Origin of the sequence: Saccharibacillus sp. CPCC 101409 (assembly GCF_030518235.1) — a bacterium.
Taxonomy (GTDB): Bacteria; Bacillota; Bacilli; order Paenibacillales; family Paenibacillaceae; genus Saccharibacillus.
The window spans coordinates 12811-31767 of record NZ_JAULSA010000029.1 but is presented as its reverse complement, the minus strand read 5'-3'; the positions used below and the strand labels follow the sequence as shown (position 1 = coordinate 31767).

General features: G+C 57.7%; 20 protein-coding genes. 8 read left to right on the top strand and 12 right to left on the bottom strand.

Features of this window, described 5'->3' with window-relative positions; genetic code table 11:
* Nucleotides 1–246: 246 nt before the first annotated feature.
* The 7 genes from QWJ34_RS26440 to QWJ34_RS26410 all read right to left on the bottom strand — a co-directional run bounded on the left by QWJ34_RS26440 (nt 247) and on the right by QWJ34_RS26410 (nt 5866).
* The gene (locus tag QWJ34_RS26440; RefSeq protein ID WP_302732115.1) at nt 247–966 is read right to left on the bottom strand and encodes a hypothetical protein; all 720 of its coding nucleotides are present in this window, start codon (nt 964–966) and stop codon (nt 247–249) included.
* Nucleotides 967–996: 30 nt separating this feature from the next.
* Nucleotides 997–1467, bottom strand: a complete 471-nt coding sequence (locus QWJ34_RS26435; protein WP_302732114.1) for a hypothetical protein — start codon at nt 1465–1467, stop codon at nt 997–999.
* Between the two features lie 60 nt (nt 1468–1527).
* A complete protein-coding gene (locus QWJ34_RS26430) occupies nt 1528–2133 on the bottom strand; it encodes a hypothetical protein (RefSeq protein WP_302732113.1) in 606 nt (201 codons plus the stop codon).
* A 249-nt stretch (nt 2134–2382) separates the two neighbouring features.
* Nucleotides 2383–3108: a HEAT repeat domain-containing protein gene (locus QWJ34_RS26425; protein ID WP_302732112.1), complete on the bottom strand. Its 726-nt coding sequence runs from the start codon at nt 3106–3108 to the stop codon at nt 2383–2385.
* A gap of 29 nt (nt 3109–3137) precedes the next feature.
* Nucleotides 3138–3530, bottom strand: coding sequence for a contact-dependent growth inhibition system immunity protein (locus QWJ34_RS26420; RefSeq protein WP_302732111.1), 393 nt, complete (start codon nt 3528–3530; stop codon nt 3138–3140).
* Nucleotides 3527–4369, bottom strand: coding sequence for a barstar family protein (locus tag QWJ34_RS26415; RefSeq protein WP_302732110.1), 843 nt, complete (start codon nt 4367–4369; stop codon nt 3527–3529). The genes QWJ34_RS26420 and QWJ34_RS26415 overlap by 4 nt, the downstream gene beginning before the upstream one ends.
* Nucleotides 4370–4549: 180 nt before the next feature.
* Nucleotides 4550–5866 carry an ABC transporter substrate-binding protein gene (locus tag QWJ34_RS26410; protein WP_302732109.1) on the bottom strand — a complete coding sequence of 439 codons (1317 nt, stop codon included), beginning with the start codon at nt 5864–5866 and terminating at the stop codon, nt 4550–4552.
* Between the two features lie 226 nt (nt 5867–6092).
* On the opposite strand from QWJ34_RS26410, the gene QWJ34_RS26405 reads away from it, so the two are divergent.
* The 5 genes from QWJ34_RS26405 to QWJ34_RS26385 are packed head-to-tail and all read left to right on the top strand — an operon-like array spanning nt 6093 to nt 10488.
* Nucleotides 6093–6641 carry an RNA polymerase sigma factor gene (locus tag QWJ34_RS26405; protein ID WP_302732108.1) on the top strand — a complete coding sequence of 183 codons (549 nt, stop codon included), beginning with the start codon at nt 6093–6095 and terminating at the stop codon, nt 6639–6641.
* Nucleotides 6634–7341: a hypothetical protein gene (locus QWJ34_RS26400; RefSeq protein ID WP_302732107.1), complete on the top strand. Its 708-nt coding sequence runs from the start codon at nt 6634–6636 to the stop codon at nt 7339–7341. Before QWJ34_RS26405 ends, QWJ34_RS26400 begins: the two co-directional genes overlap by 8 nt.
* Nucleotides 7328–8182, top strand: coding sequence for an ABC transporter ATP-binding protein (locus QWJ34_RS26395; RefSeq protein ID WP_302732106.1), 855 nt, complete (start codon nt 7328–7330; stop codon nt 8180–8182). Before QWJ34_RS26400 ends, QWJ34_RS26395 begins: the two co-directional genes overlap by 14 nt.
* Nucleotides 8183–8191: 9 nt before the next feature.
* Nucleotides 8192–9244: a hypothetical protein gene (locus QWJ34_RS26390; protein WP_302732105.1), complete on the top strand. Its 1053-nt coding sequence runs from the start codon at nt 8192–8194 to the stop codon at nt 9242–9244.
* Nucleotides 9241–10488 carry a hypothetical protein gene (locus tag QWJ34_RS26385; protein ID WP_302732104.1) on the top strand — a complete coding sequence of 416 codons (1248 nt, stop codon included), beginning with the start codon at nt 9241–9243 and terminating at the stop codon, nt 10486–10488. The genes QWJ34_RS26390 and QWJ34_RS26385 overlap by 4 nt, the downstream gene beginning before the upstream one ends.
* Nucleotides 10489–10889: 401 nt before the next feature.
* Here the strand turns inward: QWJ34_RS26385 and QWJ34_RS26380 are convergent, their stop codons facing one another.
* Together QWJ34_RS26380 and QWJ34_RS26375 are read right to left on the bottom strand one after the other, a co-directional pair.
* Complete coding sequence (locus QWJ34_RS26380; protein ID WP_302732103.1) at nt 10890–13004, bottom strand: response regulator; 2115 nt, start codon at nt 13002–13004, stop codon at nt 10890–10892.
* Entirely contained in the window at nt 12997–14898 is a 1902-nt protein-coding gene (locus tag QWJ34_RS26375; RefSeq protein WP_302732102.1) for a sensor histidine kinase, read from the bottom strand. The genes QWJ34_RS26380 and QWJ34_RS26375 overlap by 8 nt, the downstream gene beginning before the upstream one ends.
* A 169-nt stretch (nt 14899–15067) precedes the next feature.
* Here QWJ34_RS26375 and QWJ34_RS26370 point away from each other — a divergent pair, with 169 nt between their 5' ends.
* The 3 genes from QWJ34_RS26370 to QWJ34_RS26360 all read left to right on the top strand — a co-directional run bounded on the left by QWJ34_RS26370 (nt 15068) and on the right by QWJ34_RS26360 (nt 17692).
* Nucleotides 15068–15955: a carbohydrate ABC transporter permease gene (locus QWJ34_RS26370; protein WP_302732101.1), complete on the top strand. Its 888-nt coding sequence runs from the start codon at nt 15068–15070 to the stop codon at nt 15953–15955.
* A 1-nt stretch (nt 15956) separates the two neighbouring features.
* Entirely contained in the window at nt 15957–16829 is an 873-nt protein-coding gene (locus QWJ34_RS26365) for a carbohydrate ABC transporter permease (protein WP_302732100.1), read from the top strand.
* Between the two features lie 305 nt (nt 16830–17134).
* Nucleotides 17135–17692: a stalk domain-containing protein gene (locus QWJ34_RS26360; protein WP_302732099.1), complete on the top strand. Its 558-nt coding sequence runs from the start codon at nt 17135–17137 to the stop codon at nt 17690–17692.
* Between the two features lie 142 nt (nt 17693–17834).
* Here the strand turns inward: QWJ34_RS26360 and QWJ34_RS26355 are convergent, their stop codons facing one another.
* The 3 genes from QWJ34_RS26355 to QWJ34_RS26345 all read right to left on the bottom strand — a co-directional run bounded on the left by QWJ34_RS26355 (nt 17835) and on the right by QWJ34_RS26345 (nt 18953).
* A complete protein-coding gene (locus QWJ34_RS26355) occupies nt 17835–18107 on the bottom strand; it encodes a hypothetical protein (protein ID WP_302732098.1) in 273 nt (90 codons plus the stop codon).
* A gap of 95 nt (nt 18108–18202) precedes the next feature.
* On the bottom strand, nt 18203–18616 hold the full coding sequence (locus QWJ34_RS26350) for a hypothetical protein (RefSeq protein WP_302732097.1): 414 nt from the start codon (nt 18614–18616) through the stop codon (nt 18203–18205).
* A gap of 13 nt (nt 18617–18629) precedes the next feature.
* Nucleotides 18630–18953 carry a hypothetical protein gene (locus QWJ34_RS26345; protein WP_302732096.1) on the bottom strand — a complete coding sequence of 108 codons (324 nt, stop codon included), beginning with the start codon at nt 18951–18953 and terminating at the stop codon, nt 18630–18632.
* Nucleotides 18954–18957 lie beyond the last annotated feature (4 nt).

The following is an 18957-nucleotide window of genomic DNA, read 5'->3' as shown; positions in this document are numbered from 1 at the left end:
AGATTCGGGTTGAAAAATCCTTTTTTTTATAGAATGACGATAGAGAGGACCTAAGTAGTAACCAGGAGTACATTTATTTCTTCTTCCTGCCGCCATCAGGACCTCTTCTTGTGAAAATAGATGTACCCGGGACGCTATTTGGGCAATCCTGCTTCAAAAAGCAAAAATAATTGTACCGGGGACGCTATTTTCCGAATCTGGCCTATGAGTATAAATGAGTCGGTAAAACTCCTGCTTTGCCGCCGCTTACGTTCCCTGCATCTCCGTTTTCAAGATCAGGCAGGAAGGGCAGAGCGAGAAATACAGGACCAGTTCGCCCAGCTTGAAATCGACCACCGAAATCAGCGGCGGCTTTTGCGTATAGTCGTCTTCGATAATCTGCGCGGCATAGATCATTTCCGAACCGCAGCCCGGACACTGCCGGTCGATCGGGTCCGTCAGATATAGCGGCGCGCCCAAGATGCGGCAGATCTGCTCCCGGCCGAAACGTTCCAAGGCAAGCTCGAAGCAGTCCTCGTCGATCGGCAGATCGTCTTCGGTCATACGCTCTAGCTTCATCGACGTTTGCGGAAGCGGCACGGGCAGACGATCTTCTTCGTCCATCCGCCAATCCTGATCATCCCACTGATCGACGATCTGCACCTTATTTTCAGGCACAATCAGGCGAAAAGCCTGCGGCTCCCAGCAGTACGAGCAGTTGAGGCACGAGACGAGCGGAAGCTCCGATAGCCCTCCGACTTTGAGCTCAAGCAGCGCCGGGTCGTTCAGATCGAACGTAAGAATCTGCTGAAGCGGCTGCCGGCAGGATGGACAAAGCGGAAGCTCCCAGGTCTGTCCCCCGAAAAAGTGTCCGTAGAAGCCGCTTCCTTCAACGACCTTGTAACCGAGCTTCTCTTTCCAATGAACGCCGATCGCATAAGCTTCGGAGCTGCTTGAATCGCCGGTGTAAGGACCAAATAAAGCCATGATAAATCTCCTTTCTTTTCGAGGATCGGTTTAAATTCCGGCAACCATCAGCCCTTCCGCATAGTCTTCCAATGAAGCTTCGTTCAGCCAAACCGGCTCGTTCGATCTTTTTACATAAAAACGCAGTACGGCTTCTTCTCCATCGAACGACAGTACGAGCAGGATCGGCTGTTCCCCGCCCGCAAACGTCCGGTTTAATGCGCTGTGCCACGCTTCGAAAAGATGCAACCCCGTACGAAACGCTTGAAGCGGAGAACAGGTCCCGGTAAAAAGGTCGTTTATATGAATATGATTGCGGAAAGCTTCCAACGCTGTCCGGTCGCTCCACAACGGGCCCGGCTGAAAGTTGGAGGGAAGCCCGGCGGTGTGTTCGCTTTGCAGCAGCACGCAGCCGTCCCATTCTACAAAAACGGGCTGGCACAGACGCTCGAACCCGATTTCGTCGATCGGCGCGGCTGCGGCACAATTCGGACGTTCGGCTGCCAGAAGATATTCTTGCATTTGTCGATTCAGCTTCACACAGGACCCCTTTCCGGGCGTTGTTTCCCCTACCGATCTTCCTCAAATCAGCGAATCCACTACTTCCGTAAGCTCGACAAACGGACGCAGCCCGCTTATCTCCGATTCTTCCAGCCGCTGAAACTTCGTTTCGCCGATCCGCATCACCGCGTCGAACTCGCCGATCAGCGTATCCAGCAGAATAAAATAAGCGCTTGAAAAACGCCCGTCTTCCGCATCGTAGTTCCGGATATGCACGTTCAGATCGACATCATTTTCATGCGGCTCGAAGCTGAAATAAATATCGTCATACGATAATTTCCAATCTATCATCTGGATGACCAGACCGTCCGCCGACTGCATACGGGGCCGAAAAGCGATCACTTTCCAATACTTGAGCTCGGGCGCGGCATCGTACAGCGAGATGACGCTATCGAACGAATCGAAGATGCCGTCGGCCGACAGGATCAGTTCCCTTTTGCCCTCCACCAGCTGCTCCGATACCTCGAATACAAGATTGGCGTCCACCGACTGCAGCGCCTCGGACAGTTCGTCGAACACCGCTTCGCGGTCGTTCTCCATTCGCTCGAACCAGTCCCGCTCTTTCTGGATCACCCTTCTCCAAAAGCGGATAACGGGATCGAGTTTTTTCAAGCCGACGATTTTCATAATAGTTCTCCTTTCCGCTTCCGGCAGTTAAGTTATTGAAAAGTTTGGCGCCAAAAATCCGATGATCGTCTCATTTAGCGCAATGGCGGACTCTTGTTCTTTTTCCTCGATCATCCGTTCGGCCAGACTCTCTTCCAGCTCTTCCGTCGTGCGCGCCAGCGAAATCCGGGTCAGCCATTCGTCCGCCGGACCGCCGCGAATAACGTATATGCGATAGCCGCGATGCGGATCGCCTCCTCCTGCGTGTCGTCACCAAGTTTGGTTTTCGATCTCCGACTGCTTCTTCGCCGCATCCTTCCCTTCCGCCGCAATGCACGCATCGATCAGCTCTACAGCGATGCTGACGGTCGCGGAAACCGATTCCCGGCCCAGCCAGTCGAGCGCTTCGTACCGGATTCGGCGCGCGTTCCGGGCATTCACCACTTCCAGCAAACGATTGCCGGCTGAACAGCGGTGATTAAGCTTATCGAGCTTCAACCCATCCAGCAGCCGGTCAAGTGCTTCTTCTTCGCCCATCTCATACAGCACTTTATCGCAGGCCAACAGCATCCCGGGAGAGGTTTCGCGCAGCCGGGTTTCTTTTATAAAAAGGAGACACTCGTGACGGTCTTTATCCAGTTCCCACACGATATCGCCGTAGGACAGCACCGCATAAGTCCGCACTTTAACGGAACGATCCCGGCGAAGTTTGGTTTTCAGAAACTCCAGTACATGCTCCGACCGGCTGAGGCACAGCGATTCGCACGCTTCCGTTCGAACCAGCCAATCGCGATCGTTCGCGAGACGCAGCAGGATCTGCTGCGCGCGCTCGTCGAAGAAAGTGTAGAAAGCCGCGGCCGCTTCGACGCGTACCAGTCCCTCCGAGTCGTAAGAGTAGCGTTCCAGCAGCGCAAAGTCCGCTTGTCCGCTTTCTTTCATGTCAAAAATTTCGCCGAGTTTCGCATTCATTTCACGGTCTTTCTGGGTAAGCGTCACAAAAACACCTCCTTTGGCTATACCGAATATTACGACTCCAAACGTTTCAGTAGAACGTCAGCCGCGATCAGATTACGCTCCGCTTCCTGCCGGGCCTCTCTGATACACTCCGCCCATGCCGCGCGCGACGACTCGTCCAGCCGCTTCCAGCCGTCGTCGGAAAGATCGGATACCGCTCGAAGCAGCTGCCCCCGGTACAGCGCTCCGGCCAGCGGATCTTCGCACAGCTTTTCCAGCACGTAAGGCAGGATATCCGCCAGGTAAAGCTCCTGTCTCACAAAGCGCCCCAGATCGTCCAGCGTCAATTCGTGCAGGGATTTCTCGCGCACACCCGCATACCAGCGGGGCAGCGGGTATTCCGCTTCCTGTTCCCGCTCTGTCCAAACGATGCCTTCGCGCGCTTCGATATCGGAGATTTTCATGGAGATTCGTTCTCCTTCCGGTATACCGCCTGCGAAGTCCGGTCGATAGGCGTCAGCGTTACGCCGTATTTGTCGAACAGCCGCCGCAGCTCCCGGGCCTCCTTTGTATTTTGATTCAAAAAAAGATCTTCCCCCGGCCGTGTATCTCCTCCAGAAGGGAGATCGTACACAAGCACAAGCTTGTCCGGAGCCGGCAGCCCCGGTTCGCAGCACAGCAGATCGTCCAGGCTAAGTGCTTCGTGCCCGTAATAACCGCCCGGGCCGATCATCGCTTCGCCCAGCGCCAGAAAAAAAGTGTTCCGATCCCGCACGCCGCGCATATCGATTTCGATCGGCGCATCGCCGCGAACGTATTCCGCTTCCGAATATCCCTTGATCCGCACCGCTTCCAGCCAGCCGCTTTGCAGCTCCGCAGACAGATCGACCCATTCGTTGGCGCGCAGCGGCAGGCCGTTCTCCCACAGCTTCCAGACCTGCAAAGCTTCCGCGGACGGCCGGGAAGAAAATAGAAAGTCCAGTTCCCAATCTACTTTTCCCTGCTCGAACTCCCTCTGCCTCCAGTCGATGGTTCCGCTCGGAGCGCCGTAAAGTTCGGTCAACTGCTGGCCTTTACGGTTTTGCGCCACGATCCGCATCGATTCCAGTTGAACCCGTGTGCGGCGGCTGCAGCGGGTAAAGTGTTTGTCGAGTTCGAAGCCAACCAATGTAACCGCGGTTATCGGCGTTTCTTCTTCGGGATCTGCCGATATGCGTTCTCCAAGTCCGACGATCTCCTCGCAGCTTCCAAAGCGCTCGCCGGAGTCGAAGGTAAAAGTGAATTTGCGGTAAGGCTGCGGCATGACGAGACACCTCCTTTGAACAACATATAAATCCTCCCGTTTCTTTATCAATAAATCCCCAATTTATGCTCATTTGAACAAGCGCTCGCTACACCGCCTGTGTACGCAAAAAAAGCCGGGAGCCCGCTGCCTGATTTGCAGGTGCGAACTTCCGGCTGCTTATACGGTATTTGTAAAGCTTTACTGCGACGAACCGAGCTGAATCCACGCCTGCTGAATCTCTTCAATCGCTTGTTCTTTCGTTTTATTTTTGCCGATATAAGCCTGCATGATCTCGCCGAATTTCTGATGGAACGTGTCGAGCGAGTAGTTGACGGACAGGTCGCCGGACTTCGCGGTCTTCAGGATCTCGTCCATTTCTTTCGGCATTTGCAGGTCCGGCAGAGGCGCGTCCTTGATCGGCGGTATGACTTTGGCGACCTGGGAGAACCAGTTCTTGCCGTACTCGGACGTATACAGCCAGTTAAAGAATTCGATCGTTTGCGGCGCTGCGGCCGAATCTTTATTGATGCGCAGCGCCTGGTCGGCGCCGGTAATGATCTGCGATTGCTCGGCTTTGTCGCTGACCGGGTAGCCCATGATGCCGAGCTTGAAGTCCGGGTTGATCTTCATGATCGCTTCTTCGTCCCACGCGCCTTTGCCGGTCATCATGGCCGCTTTGCCGGACGCGAAATCGCTGACTTCGGCGTTGCTGTCGCGTTCGAGCGGCTTGTCAGTTCCGTGCGCGACCGTCGTGTCGATAAAGGCGAAGAAGTTGTTTTCCAGCAGCGGATACTCGCTAAACGTCGTTTCGCCTTTGATGAATTTGTTCACCAGTTCCTGCGCGGAGATGCCGGCGTCGTCCGCGGCCGCGTCCACGTAGTGCTGGAAGATGTGCTTCCATACCCACCACTCTTTGTAAGCGTTCGCAAAAGGTTTAATGCCTTTGGCTTCGAGCTTGGCGATCGCGTCGTCCATTTCGGCGATCGTTGCCGGAGGTTCGGTGATGCCGGCCTGTTCGAACAAATCTTTGTTGTAGATCAAAGCGAACAGATTGCCTTTGACCGGAAGTCCGAGCACTTTGCCGTCGGTGGAGCTCATATTGGCGCGCACGGCGTCGGTCATCGCGGCCGCCAGCGGCTCGTTCGTCAGGTCGGCGCTGTAATCGGCGTAAGTGTCGATATCGCCGCCAGCCGTCGTTTGGAACACGTCCGGGGTGCTGCCCGCCGCGATCCGCGACTTGAGGACGGTGTTGTAGTCGGCCTGCATGATTTCGAGGTTGATCGTAACGTTCGGCTTGACCTTCTTGTACTCTTCGATATAGGCGTTGAACGCGTCGGTATACTCCGGCGAAGCCGTGAACATGTTGATCGTCACCGGCTGATCGGCGGACGTTTCTTCTGTCGATGCGCCTGCGCCGCTCGTTGCCGATTCATTGCCCGAGCCGCTTCCGCAGCCGGCCAGCAGCGACGTGCCGAGCAGCAGGACCGCCGGCAGGGCGAACATTTTTTTGAACATTGTCGTACCCCCTGGTTTCGAAAAGTGGAGCGTATCCGTTCTTCGGCCGGACTTCGGCGAAAAACGATCAACGCGCCCGTTACCGTTATTGTAGCGGCAGGGCACTGCGAAGCAGAATGCACATAAGCGGCCTGTTAGGGGTAAAAAAGTGGCCGCGCCCGTTGAAACTATTTGACAACTCCCGTCGACTATACCCATAGAACCACGGAAAAAGGAGGTCAGGCGGTTGAACGAGCTGCGCCTTATCAAGCAAATCCGGCGAAACGGCGATCGCGCCGCCGCCGACCGACTGGTGCGGCATTATTACGACGACATGTACCGTTTTGTGCGCAGACAGGTATCGAGCGACGATATCGCGCTGGACCTGACGCAGGAGATCTTCATCTCCATGCTGCGCTCGATCGGGCATTACGATGCGCGCGGAGGCGCGAGTTTCCGGACCTGGCTGCACCGGATCGCCGCCAACAAGCTGATCGACTGGTACCGCTCGCGCGCGTACCGGAACGGGGCCGCAACGATCACGCTGGACGAAACGGAGCCTGTCGACGAAAGCGACTTCACCCGGCTGCTGGAGAGCGGCGAGCTGGTCGAACAGGTCTTCGCGTTCGTGGGCGAAATGCCGCCGGATACCCAGAAGATCTTCAGGCTGCATCTGTTCGGCGGATATACGTTCCGGGAGATCGCGGGAATTACCGATCTGGCGGAAGGAAGCGTCAAGTCCCGGTATTACCGCCTCATCCAACGATTGGGAAAGGAGTTTGCGGATTATGAATGAACGCGAAAAAAATGCCAGCATCGATCGCATTCTCGCCCGCGGGCTGGTCAAGCCGAGCTCGGCGGGCAAACGAATATCGGTTATGCTGCGGGAACTGGGCCTGCGCTTTATTTTCTGGGATACGGGGTACAGCCTGTTTTTCGCCGGACTTACTCTGGCCTGCGTGTTCGCATTGTTCATGCTGGCGCCCGAAAGCTATCGCGCTTCCGCTTCCGTCGCGGTGTCTCCGCTGCTGATCCTGCTCGCGGTCTTGTTTGCCGGGACGTCGGAACGACTGGGCGGACTGTACGAGATCAAACAAACGTGCCGGTATACGATCGGGCAGATCGCCGTGCTGCGCATGATCTGTTATTCCGTTCTCGGCGCCGCTTTCACCGCGGCTGTCGCCTTCGCGGGCGCGGACGGCGAACTTGGATTCGCTGCTTTGTTCCCGCTGTGCCTGTCCGCCCTGCTGATCTGCGCGATTCTTTCGTTGTCCGTGCTGCAGCGGGCAGGGAGCCGGTGGGGATACGCCGCTTTCTCGGCTGTATGGCTGTTTGCGAGTGTCGCGCTTCCGTTTGGCTTGGGCGACAAATGGGAACATCTGCTGCGCGGCATGCCGCTCGCCTTCTCGATCGGATTCGCCGCCGCCGGCGCCGCTTTGTTCGTTTGGCAAATTTCGAAAATGCTCCGGGAGGTCAATCCCCATGTTATCGCTTAATCGCGTCACCAAACAATACGGCAGCTTCACCGCTCTCGAACAGATCGACCTGGAATTCTCCAGGGGCGTCTACGCCCTGCTCGCTCCCAACGGAGCCGGCAAAACGACGCTGATCAAAATGCTGTCCACGCTGATCTTCCCCACCAAAGGCGAAATTCTGTGGAACGGCGACGACATTATCGGGCTCGACGCCGCGTACCGCGATATGATCGGCTATCTGCCGCAGGACTTCGGGTATTACCGCAACCATACGCCGCGCGAATTTCTAAGATATATGGCGGCGGTCAAATGCCTGAAACGCGACCGGGGCGCGCGCCGCGCCGACGAACTGATCGATCTCGTCGGTTTGTCGGATGTCCGCAACAAGAAAATGCGCAAATTCTCCGGCGGCATGATCCAGCGGGTCGGCATCGCGCAGGCGATGCTGAACGATCCGCAGATTCTGATTCTCGACGAGCCTACCGCCGGACTCGATCCCAAAGAGCGCGTCCGCTTCCGCAATCTGATCTCGTCGCTGTCCAAAGACCGGATCGTCATTCTCTCGACCCATATCGTATCGGATATCGAGACGATCGCGAGCAGCGTGATCCTGCTTAAAGACCGCCGTCTGCTTACCCAGGATTCGCCGGCCGCGATCTGCGGCACGCTTGACGGCAACGTGTACGAAACGGATGATATCGAAGCCATCAAGGCGCCGCATCTTGTGCTGACCGAGCGGCAGGAGAACGGCCGGACCGTAACCCGCTTTGCCAGCGAGCGGGACTGCGCTTCGGCGGCCCGGGTCGTGAACCCCAATCTGGAAGACGTGTTTCTGTACGTGTACCGGGACGAAGAACGATGAGGCGGGGCCATGACTTTTATTTATGAGTTTAAAAAGCTGGCGCTCTCGCCTCTTGTTCTGAGCCTCGCCGCATTGTGCATCCTGGTCAACCTGATGTTCCTGCTCGTCGAATACGACGGGATGACGCCGCAGAATCAAGACCACAGCGCCGCCGACGCCCTCGCGGCCGAGGCCGCCAATATTTTCGAAGGGTATCGGACCGCGGGTATCGCCGAATTTTACATCTCCGCGCTTCGTCTTACCGGAACGAACGCCGAACATATTCGCGGGAAATACGAGGCTCTCCAGCTTGTCGTCGACCGGAGAGCCGCGGGCGGCGATGCGCCCCGTACTTATTTCGACGGTCAAACGTCCGATTTCCAGGTTCTGCTGTTCGGAAAGCTGTTCATGTACCTCAGCGCGGAAGTCGGTCTGCTTGCGCTGCTCGCCGCTCTGCTGTCGACCACCCACGAACAGATGCGGGGCACCGAATCGGCCATCTATGCGTCGAAGACCGGCCGGCGGGTGCAAGTGGTCAAACTCTGCGCTTCGCTGAGCGTATCGGCGCTGCTGAGCGTTCTCGTGATCGGCCTGAGCCTGCTGATCTTCTTCGCCCTTTTCGACTTTTCCATCGTCTGGAACGCGAACGTCTCCAGCGTATTCGATCATGCCCTGGGCGAAACGAAGCCTTTTATCACCTGGCACAGCTTCACGGTCGCCGGGTATCTATGGGCCGCGATCGGAATCGGTATCGGACTCGCGCTCTGCTGCTGCCTGCTCGGGTACGCTTGCGGCATCGGAGCGCGCAGCGCTTACCTCGCTTTCGGAACCGCCGTATCGGTGCTCGCGATCCTGTACCTGATCCCGCGCGCGCCGTTCATGCCTTACGGCTCCATCGCCAGGGGCGCATGGGGCCTCAATCCGGTATGGCTGTGGAAGAGCAGCGGAACCTGGTTTACCGACGGCCGGGCGGACATGGTATGGGCGCACTTCGAAACGCTCGGCCTGTGCGCTTCGCTGGCGGTGTTTGCCGCTGCCGCCGGGTTCGCTTACCGATCGCTGCAAAGGAGGGAGCTGCATTGAGCTTGTTTCTATATGAATTCAAGAAAATATGGAACTGGCGCATTCTGGCGCTGATTGCCGCGCTCGCGGCGCTGGTCTGGTTCTCGATTCTGAGAGGAGACATACAGACTTATAAAACGGTAAGCCATTACGGCTTGTCGTACGGTCCTTATCAGCGCGAGATGTTCGAGAAATACGGTCCGACGCTGGAGCCGGAAGAACTGGCGGATTACGATATTCCGGGTAAGCAGGCGGCGCTTTACGCGGAACTGGACGATTGGATCGCGCAAGACCCGCTTTTTACCGGCAATGGAATTTCGACTTACGCGGAGTATGACCTTTTTCGTTCCAAAGACAGGTCCGGCATGAGCGAGGCGGAACTTGAACCGTTTGACGAGATCACGATGCAAATGGATATGAAGCTATCGCTCGACGAATACTGGAACGATCCGCGAAAGCAGTTCGCTTCTCCGTATGTTCGACTGGGTATGATCTCGAACTTGTACGATAAGTACGCAGAATACGAACCCTATCTGCAAGATTATATCGACCATGACGAACGCCCCGTTGTCGCGGAAGCCGCCCGCAGGATTCTCGCCAGGCATAACAACAGCCTGGTTCCCGACAATCTGAACGGAAGCGTCTCCCTGTATGCGACCGTAGTCGGCGTGTCCGTTATTCTTGCAGCGCTGCTGCTTGTCTCTCCTCCGCTGGCCCGCGATCGGATGCGCAGGATTTATTTGCTTCACTATTCATCGGCCGCCGGCCGCCGCATGCTGTTTATCCAGTGGGCCGCGATGGCGTTCAGCGCCTGCGCCCTGTCGCTGCTGCTGGTCGGTCTGAGCGCGATTCCTCTGTTCGCGGCGGGCGTCGGCGATTACCTCGGCGCCTCGATGCTTGTCTTGGAAAGCGGAGGCGGTCTCGGAATCCTGTACGACATCACCTTCGGACAGTACGCCATGCTGCTCGCCGGCATGATCGTCCTGCTGAGCGTCGGCGCGGCCTGCTTCGCTTTCCTGCTGGCGAAATTCAGCACAAATACGATGTCCGCGCTCGTCAAGATCGTTCCGCTCGGCCTCGCCTTCTGGGTGCTGTACCTGAGCGCGATCAGCGACTCTTTTTTCGAGCACAATGCGCTGTTCAGCGTGATCCTGCGCGGCCGCGCCGTCATGCCCGAATTGATCCTGTGCATGATGATCGCGGCAGCCGGAGCAGCGGCGGCGGTCATCGTGACGGCGCGGGAGAACAAAGTCGATGCGGCTTGAGAAAGCGGCTGGCAGCTCTGCGACGAGACACGGCGCAGAAAAGTTTAGCAAGGCGCGGCAAGGTGCGGCTTCGACGCGGCTTGGGCTCGACACGGCTTGGGCTCTATGAGGTTATTTAAGCCAGTTAAAAAGAATGCTGACTTCCGGTCAGCATTTTTGCCATTTCTGGCAGGGTAACAGGCCGAATGTTGACCTGCGGTGCGAATTTTTCCCGGAATTGTCTTTTTGGCGGCCCGCATGCGGATAAATGTTGACCCGGGATCAGCATTCGACGCTTTGCCGCCGAATTTTGCGCAAAATGCTGACTTCAAGTGTGGATTTTCAGAGTTTGTCCGGTCGAGGCGGGAATGGCAGCCCTGGCAATCCCGCCGCGGTCCGAACGGGTTTGCGCCTGCGGCGGATTACCCCCGCTCTCCCGCTCCGCTCCGATATTCCGACGGCGAGACGCCGAAGTAATTGCGGAACGCTTTGCTGAAATAGTTCTTGTCGTTGTAGCCGAGCATGTCGGAAATCTCCTGGATCTTCAGGCTTTCGCGGCCGAGCAGCACGCGCGCTTTCTCCATGCGCAGCTTCTGCGTGTATTCGTGGATGCCGACGCCGTATTCCTGCTTGAACAGCTTCATCAGGTACTCGCGGCTGAGAAAATATTTCTCGGTAAACATCGAGATCTTGATCTCCTCGAAGTAGTGCCGGTCGATATACGCGCGGATCTCGCTGATATGAAACGAAGCGCCCGTGCCGTCCGCCCGCCGTGCCTGCCGGCAGCAGCGCTCGACGGCGTCGAGCAGCCGCCGCTTCCACTGCGCGGCGTCGGCCAGATCGCCGATATCCTCGCCGATTCCGGCCGAGCCGCCGGGCGCTTCCATGCCCGGCCGCGCGAGCGGCGGCGTCGGATGCGGCGCTCCGACGCCGCCGTTCCCGGCCGCCGCGTAAGCCCGGCCCGCTTCGCCGGGCCGCGAAGCCGCCTGTGGCGAAGCCCCAGCTGCGCTGCCGCCGGGCCGGGCCAACCCCGCCGAACCGGCCGCGAAGCCGGCCTCTTCGGCGTCCGCCGCGGCGGCTTCGCCGCCGGCGCCGAGCCGGGCTTCGGCTTCGGCGAGCAGGCGCTGGGCGTCGTCCAGCGCCAGGTACCCCGGCGCGGCCAACTCCGCGGCCGCGTCTTCCGCGAGCCGCAGCGCCTGGGCGCGGCTCCCGCTTTGCGCGGCTGCGGCGATGCGCGCCAGCGCGGACGCGAAAGCTTCCGCGTCCGGGGCCTGGCCGCGCCCCGAGCGCGCGGCCGCTGCTTCAAGCCGGGCGGCCGCGGCGCCCGGCCGCTCCGGTTCTTCCGGCGGCATCGCGCCGGACTCGCTCTCCGAAGCGGGAAGGCGCGCAGCCTCCCGCCTGCCGCCGTGCGCCGAGCGAGCCGTCGCGCTCGGCTCCGGCCCGGGCGCGGGCGGGCCTGCCGCGCGCAGCAGCGCCGCCCGCTCCGCCGCGCTGCGCAGCGGCAGCTCGCCGGTTCCGTCCGGTCCCGCCAGCGCCGGACCGTCGATGCGCAGCAGGTTCAGCCGTCCGGCGGCGGCTCCGGCCTGCTCGTACGAATCCGCCAGTTCCGCGATCGACGCGGAAAGCGGACCGAAACCGGCGGCCGCGCGCAGGCCGAACAGCCGGTCCAGCGCGGGCAGCAGCGCGCGCAGGTAGACTTCCACGCGGCGCTGCGCGCCCGCCTGCTCCGTCTCCGCTTGTCCGGCGCCGTTTCGCGCAGCTCCCGCTTCTCCAGCACTCGCGGTGACGCCCGTGCCTGCGCCCCGCGCGCACTGGCAGACCAGGATCATCTCCCGCTCCGCGCCGGGATCGGCAAAAGCAAAGCCTTCCATTCCTTCCGGCGCGCAGTCCCACGCGACGTTGGCGATCGCGGCGTGCAGCAGGCCGGTATCGCCGTAGAACCGGCCGCGCCGTACCCGGTCCAAGTTGAGCAGGCGCAGCGACGCCGCGCCGTACCATTTCGAAGCGCCGCCGGCCGCGCCGATCATCGCCAGCGTATCGGCTTCGCGGCTTTCGTTGAAGCTGCGCCGGATAATCGAAAGGTACACGTTCTCGCGCAGCTTGGGCAGCGAGACGTTAAGCGCGCGCCCGCGCTTCAGCAGCTCCTCGGCTTTACGGCGGCGTTCGCCCAGCTCCTCCACCGCTCTTTGCAGCACATCGTTCAGACTGTGCCGGTTGACCGGCTTCAGCAGATAATCCAGCGCCCGCGAACGGATCGCCTGCCGCGTATATTCGAAGTCGTTGTAGCCGCTGATGACCACGCATAAGACCTCGGGATATTCTTTTTCCAGCCGCCGCAGAAATTCCGTTCCGTCCATGCCCGGCATCTTCATATCCACCATCGCCAGATCGATCCGGCGTCCGCGCAGCAGAGACAGCGCTTCTTCGCCGTCGGTCGCTTCGTGAATCTCGCTTACGCCGAGCGCGTCCCAACTGCCCAGAATGCGGATCGCTTCGCGCAGCGGCTCTTCGTCGTCCAGAATCAGCACGCTATACATCTTCTTCGCCTCCCTGCGGAATATTCAGGATCAGCCGCGTTCCGCCGCCGTCCGTTTGGATCTCGAGCCCCGCCTGCTCGCCGTACAGAATTTGCAGCCGCGTATGCAGGTTTTGCAGCCCGATATGATCGCCTTCGCGCTCGTTAAAAGGCTTCTCCAGCGACTCCAGCACTTCCTTCAACCGTTCCGGCCGGATACCCGGCCCGTCGTCGCTGACCGTGATGCTCGCCCCGCCTGCTGTCCGCTCCGCGCGGATGGTGATCGTCACCGTTCCTTTGACCTGTTCCAGCGCGTGCTTGATCGAATTCTCGACCAGCGACTGCACGGACAGCCGCGGAATGCGCAGGTTCAGCAGCGATTCGCTCCAGGCGTATTCCACGCGCAAACGGCTGCCGAAGCGCGCTTTTTGCAGCGACAGATAGCGTTCGATATGCCGCAGCTCGTCTGACGCCGGCACGATATCGCTGCCCCCGATGCAGTAGCGCAGCGACTGGGCCAGATCGTCGACCATGTCCGCGATGTCCAGCCGGCCGCCCCGAAGCGCCTGCGTCGAGATCGCCTGCAGCGCGTTGTACAGAAAATGCGGATTCAGCTCCGCTTCCAGCGCTTTGAGGATCGCGCTCTGCTCGACCAGCTTCATCCGGTAGCGCTCGTTAATCAGCTCGTTCGTCCGCTGCACCATGTCGTTAAAATGCCGCGTCAGATGCGCGATCTCGTCGCGTCCCCTGACCGGAGCCTGCGTCTCGAAGTCGCCGGCGCTGAACCGGTTCATCCGCCGCGCCAGCCGCGCGAGCGGGCGGGTGATCGCGCCGGACACCACCGCGACCAGCGCCGCCGACAGCAGCACGAATCCGGCGCCGATCAGGATATTCAGCCGTCTGGCGCGGTCGGCCGCTTCGTAAATATGCCGGTACGGCATGGGCTTCGCCAGCGTCCATCCGCCCTGCGCCGATTCGTTGGCCATCAGCAGATAGCCGTCCCGGCCCAGTTTCCAGTTCACCGGACCCGCCGCCGCACGCTCCAGCTGCTGCGCCAGACCGCTGCCGGAATCCTGCCCGGCCCGCCGGTAGAAGGCCGCGTCGTCGACGTAATACGGATCGCCGTCTTTGCCCAGCAGCACCAGATGTTCGCCTTGTTCAAGCGGCGTATCGCTGACGATCCGGCTTAGCGCCGACGAATTGGCGTACACGGTCAGCACCGCCTGCGGCTGGCGCGACGCGATCGAGCGCAGCACCCGATGGTACGCGAGGAAGCTCGATTCTTCCGGCTGCGAAGAATCGCCGGGCGATTCGACGGCGGCCGGCGTTTTTCCATCGTTCGCGCTTCCGCCCTCCGCTTCGCCGCCCGCCTCCAGCCCGAGCAGCGAGCGGTACAGCTGGTTGTCCGGCCGCTCCAGCAAACGCTCGTACCAGTCCGACTGCGTCGTTCCGCCGCCGGGCTCGGAGCGGATAACCACGTTGTATGCTTCGCGTGTCACAAAGTACGTTTTGTACGATTTCGCGATGTACAGTTCCAGTCCGTCCAGATCGCCCCGCGAGTAGAACATCCGCCGCAAATAACTTTCCAGGTACATGCGCGAGCCGTAATCGTTCTCTTCGTTCAGCACCGCGTGGATCAGGTCGTCGTACTGGAGCTGCGGCAGCGTGAACTGCGCGATTCCGTCCATATAATCCTGCACGTTGCGGTTGACCAGCAGCAGATTGTTGGCCGCGCCGTCGATGCTGTGGCGAACCGCTTCGCCGCGCAGCAGCTGGTCGGATACGACGCTCAGCAGCGCCACGACCAGCAGTACGATCGTGGTCACCGGCACGAACAATTTGTTCGCCAGCCTTCCCGTCAGCGCATTCCGGAACCGTTCGAAGACGAGTTTTCTTTTTGACGTAAGCGTTTGCATGACAGTTCACCTTTTTACCCTCAAGTGTTTTCTATAATCCATTGGGGCCGGAATACCGCCATTCTATAATACAAGCATCTGGAAAATCCACACTTTTTCTTGCGGGCCCGGCCGACGCCGGATTTGCGCTTCGCTGTGGAGAACGATCCCAACCGGAAAGAGGTGCGCCATGTTCAATTGGGGAAGAAAACGCGGGGAAAGGCTCGAATTCGGACTGTTTACGCTGCCCGCCCTGATCTGTATCGCTTTTGCTTTCTATGTGCCGTTCGTGCTGACCGTGCGCTATTCGATGACCAAATGGAACGGGATCGCCAAGCATCCGACGTTCGTCGGGCTGGACAATTTCCGCCAGATCCTGACCGGGGACGCCAACTTTACGAACGCCGCCATTTTTACGCTCAAATACATGGTGCTGTACATCGTGCTCGTCAACGTGCTCGCGATCGCGCTGGCGCTGGTGCTCGATATGGGGCTGCGCTCGACCAGCTGGCTGCGGGCCGCGTTCTTCGTGCCGTATATCCTGAGCCTGGTCATCGTCGGCTTTATCTGGAAATTCATTTTCATGCAGGGCTTCGAGTCGCTCGGCGATTCGACGGGCTGGCATGTGTTCGCGCTGAGCTGGCTCGGCGAGCCGGGACTGGCCTTCATCTCGATTCTCGGCGTGTCCATCTGGCAGTCGGTCGGCTTCTACATGGTCATCTATATCGCGGGGCTGCAGTCCGTGCCGGGCGATCTCAAAGAAGCCGCGACCGTGGACGGTGCGGGGGCGGTGCGGCGCTTTATCAGCATCACGCTTCCGCTGCTCGCGCCGTCGATCACCATCTCCGTGTTCATGGCGCTGACCAACGCGATCAAGGTATTCGACGTGATCCTGTCGCTGACGGCCGGCGGTCCGGGCGGAACGACGTACAGCGTCGCCTACGACATCTACCGCGATACGTTCCAGAACAACCTGTACGGCTACGGCACCGCCAAGGCGCTCATTCTGTTCGTTGCCGTGCTGCTGATTACGTTCGTCCAGCTGTACATTTTCAAACGCCGGGAGGTCGAAGCCTGATATGTCCAAGTCCTTATCCACGGCCGCGCCCGCTGCCAAGTCCAAGAAACGCATCCGCCCCGGCCGTCTGCTGCTCGAAATCGGCATGGTGCTGCTGTCCCTGCTGTTTCTGTATCCGCTGATCCTCGCCATCGTCAACTCGTTCAAAAGTTTCGCCGAAGTCATGAGCGACGTCATCGCGCTGCCGCAGTCGCTGAGCTTCGCCAACTACGCCTACGTCTGGAAAGCCGTCAATTACCCGCGGCTGTTCCTGAACAATACGATCGTGACCGTAGTGGGTCTGGCGGGCATCATCCTGTTCTCGTCGATCGCCGCCTACAAACTGTCCCGCTCGCGTTCGCGCATCAGCGGCGTGCTGTACCTGCTGTGCATTATCCCGATGCTGATCCCGTTCCAGTCGATCATGCTCACCGTGCTCCAGATGGCGAAAGCGCTGCACCTGTCCGAAAGCACCTGGGGCCTCGGCGTGCTGTACTGGGGATTCGGCGCGCCGCTCGCGATCTTCATCTACCACGGCTTCGTCAAAGGCATCCCGCGCGAGATCGACGAAAGCGCCACGATCGACGGAGCGTCGGGCTTCCGCCTCTTCTTCTCCGTGATCTTCCCGCTGCTCAAGTCGGTCACGACCACGGTCATTATCATCGACGTCATGTGGATCTGGAACGACTTCCTGCTCCCCCTGCTCATGGTCAACGGCTCGCCCGCGACCAAGACGCTGACCCTCGCCGCGTACACCTTCGTCGGCCAGTACACCTCCGACTGGCAGTACGCGATGACGGCGATGGTGATGGCGGTCATGCCGTCGATTATCGTGTTTATCCTGCTGCAAAAGTATATCGTGAGAGGCGTTGTGGCGGGGGCTGTGAAAGGGTGATTCACAAAAAAGAAGCCTGGATATTCCGTGTGAAACGGGTACCCAGGCTTTTTGTCGAGGCTAATTAAATCGTAAAGAGTTGAAGCTAAATCGTAAAGAGTTGAAGCATAAGTGGTAGTGTAACCAAAACACCTACCACCGGAAACATAGGTTCACAACTTGTAACAGTACATACAACTAGTCTTCCCAAATAATCGATCGATGCTTGGATATATCCTTTCCCCCCAAAAAATAGGTAAATGAAAGAAACTTCTTTCCAGTATGACGCGTCTGTAATTATATAAAATCGGAAAGGAGAACCGTCTGTGAAAAAACTTATCGTAACGTTAGTTTTAATGGTTGGGATAGCGACTGTAGTTCCTAACGCATATGCAGCTGAATCTTTAAGAACAAGAGCCAATAATTTAGTTGAAGCGAGCTACTACACTAATGTGAATTTAAATGTTATTGGTGAAGATTCCTCTTCCGGAAACACAAATAATGTTCAAAAATTCAAAAGTAAGTTTGTTCCTTTGAGATCGGTATTTGGAAAGACGGGCGATTCGGTCAAATGGAATAACAAGACTAAAGTTGCCTCTATTGAAAACAGCGGCAAAAAGTTCATACTAAATTTTTCCAATATTCAGTTAACCGCAAAAGAAGGCGAAGTCGTTGCTCCAAGAACCTGGGTCCAAATGAAAGATGGACAAGCACTAATTGATATCTATGTATTAACCTACATTCTTGATCGCTATGGAGATTCATACAAAGATAGTGAGAGAGACCAGTGGCAGGAAAGTTTGAATTTTTTGAACATAAAGTACATGGAGTATATTCCTGGAGTCAGATCGCATGATATGAATATTTTTATTACTCTAAAATAAAACTTTTATAATCCGACGGTGCGGAGTTTAGGATTCTAACGGATCGACACGACGTTCAGCCGGATAACACCCGTTCAAAGAGGCGATTATGGCCTCCTTTTTCCTTTTAAAAGTCGGCTCGATCCGTTAGCGGTGGGATAGGTTATGTGACTTCGTACAGGGTGATTTTGTTCGTTTTTAACTGGACAAATATCCCGGCTGGCGGCAGATCTCCTGCAATTTCAAACGGTACAATACAGCTCGAAAGTCTAAGCACGGCGTATCCGTCTTTTTCAACCGATTCCAGCAGGCCGGTTATATAGATCGAACCTTCGCTCATGCAAATCCGGCATGGGCCAGACTCGGTCCGATGCAGTGTTTCTCCCCAGCACACAGCTTCTTCTACATCGATCTCTACCGTATATTCTTTTCCCATTCTTGGATAACTCCCTGCCCATTTCGAACAAAAAGCCCCGAACTCTGACGTACAATAAATGCTTCCGTTATCGCGAATCTCCTTTATTGTGATCTTCATTTCAAAAAATATTCCATGATTAGCGAGCGCACTTCTCGATTCGCATAGTTCCCTCTCGCTTGCAGCTTTTTTCTAACCTCTCGAAAAGAATCCCCAATACGCACATCCGGCAGAACTTCGAATCGATGCTCCTCGGCAGGCAGAGAATAGGGCGTCATCGGCTCAAGAGGATGGAAGTGCAAATCGCGTTCATCGGCATGAAGAAAAAAGTAAATAGACAGCGCGTATTCGCTCGGTTCCCCGCTTTCAACACGCTCCAGATCGACGACTTCGAATATCCGGTGTGAGAAACCTATGAGGAACCCGCCGCCCAGATCGTACGAGTATAGACCTCTGAGCTTTGTTTTTGGGAAGTCCAACTGCTCGATCGGAGTGAATTTGGGAATGGATTTGAGTTGAGTCCAGTTCATTTTTCCGCCTCCGTTATCCTGTAGCGTTGACAAAATACTCGTTCCAGGCGATCGTGGTGATAAGGAAAGTAGCGGCTAGAGCAACCAATTGAAGCAGACGCGGCAGCAGAATCCCGGCCGCCAGCATGAACGTCCCGATCAAGTCCGGCGGTCTCTGAAAAAAGCTATTCCATTGTCGCCTATTCTTTCCGGTCTCCTCAGAAAAAGTTGGTTTAAATTTTAGCGGGCTTTGGCAAAGCTCCAGTTCTCGAACCCTTCCTTTCTTCACATCTCCTTCCGCGAATTCGATGGCTTCATTCAAGCTGCTTTTTAACGCATCAAAATAGGGATTTCTCATAAGC

Bases quoted from the DNA above. Each gene is read 5' to 3' on its own strand.
- QWJ34_RS26435 (WP_302732114.1), bottom strand. From the start codon at position 1,467: ATGCAAGAATATCTTCTGGCAGCCGAACGTCCGAATTGTGCCGCAGCC.
- QWJ34_RS26400 (WP_302732107.1), top strand. From the start codon at position 6,634: ATGAATGAACGCGAAAAAAATGCCAGCATCGATCGCATTCTCGCCCGC.
- QWJ34_RS26395 (WP_302732106.1), top strand. From the start codon at position 7,328: ATGTTATCGCTTAATCGCGTCACCAAACAATACGGCAGCTTCACCGCT.
- QWJ34_RS26345 (WP_302732096.1), bottom strand. From the start codon at position 18,953: ATGAGAAATCCCTATTTTGATGCGTTAAAAAGCAGCTTGAATGAAGCC.
- QWJ34_RS26440 (WP_302732115.1), bottom strand. From the start codon at position 966: ATGGCTTTATTTGGTCCTTACACCGGCGATTCAAGCAGCTCCGAAGCT.
- QWJ34_RS26370 (WP_302732101.1), top strand. From the start codon at position 15,068: ATGTTCAATTGGGGAAGAAAACGCGGGGAAAGGCTCGAATTCGGACTG.
- QWJ34_RS26355 (WP_302732098.1), bottom strand. From the start codon at position 18,107: ATGGGAAAAGAATATACGGTAGAGATCGATGTAGAAGAAGCTGTGTGC.
- QWJ34_RS26365 (WP_302732100.1), top strand. From the start codon at position 15,957: ATGTCCAAGTCCTTATCCACGGCCGCGCCCGCTGCCAAGTCCAAGAAA.
- QWJ34_RS26375 (WP_302732102.1), bottom strand. From the start codon at position 14,898: ATGCAAACGCTTACGTCAAAAAGAAAACTCGTCTTCGAACGGTTCCGG.
- QWJ34_RS26350 (WP_302732097.1), bottom strand. From the start codon at position 18,616: ATGAACTGGACTCAACTCAAATCCATTCCCAAATTCACTCCGATCGAG.
- QWJ34_RS26430 (WP_302732113.1), bottom strand. From the start codon at position 2,133: ATGAAAATCGTCGGCTTGAAAAAACTCGATCCCGTTATCCGCTTTTGG.
- QWJ34_RS26410 (WP_302732109.1), bottom strand. From the start codon at position 5,866: ATGTTCAAAAAAATGTTCGCCCTGCCGGCGGTCCTGCTGCTCGGCACG.
- QWJ34_RS26380 (WP_302732103.1), bottom strand. From the start codon at position 13,004: ATGTATAGCGTGCTGATTCTGGACGACGAAGAGCCGCTGCGCGAAGCG.
- QWJ34_RS26420 (WP_302732111.1), bottom strand. From the start codon at position 3,530: ATGAAAATCTCCGATATCGAAGCGCGCGAAGGCATCGTTTGGACAGAG.
- QWJ34_RS26390 (WP_302732105.1), top strand. From the start codon at position 8,192: ATGACTTTTATTTATGAGTTTAAAAAGCTGGCGCTCTCGCCTCTTGTT.
- QWJ34_RS26415 (WP_302732110.1), bottom strand. From the start codon at position 4,369: ATGCCGCAGCCTTACCGCAAATTCACTTTTACCTTCGACTCCGGCGAG.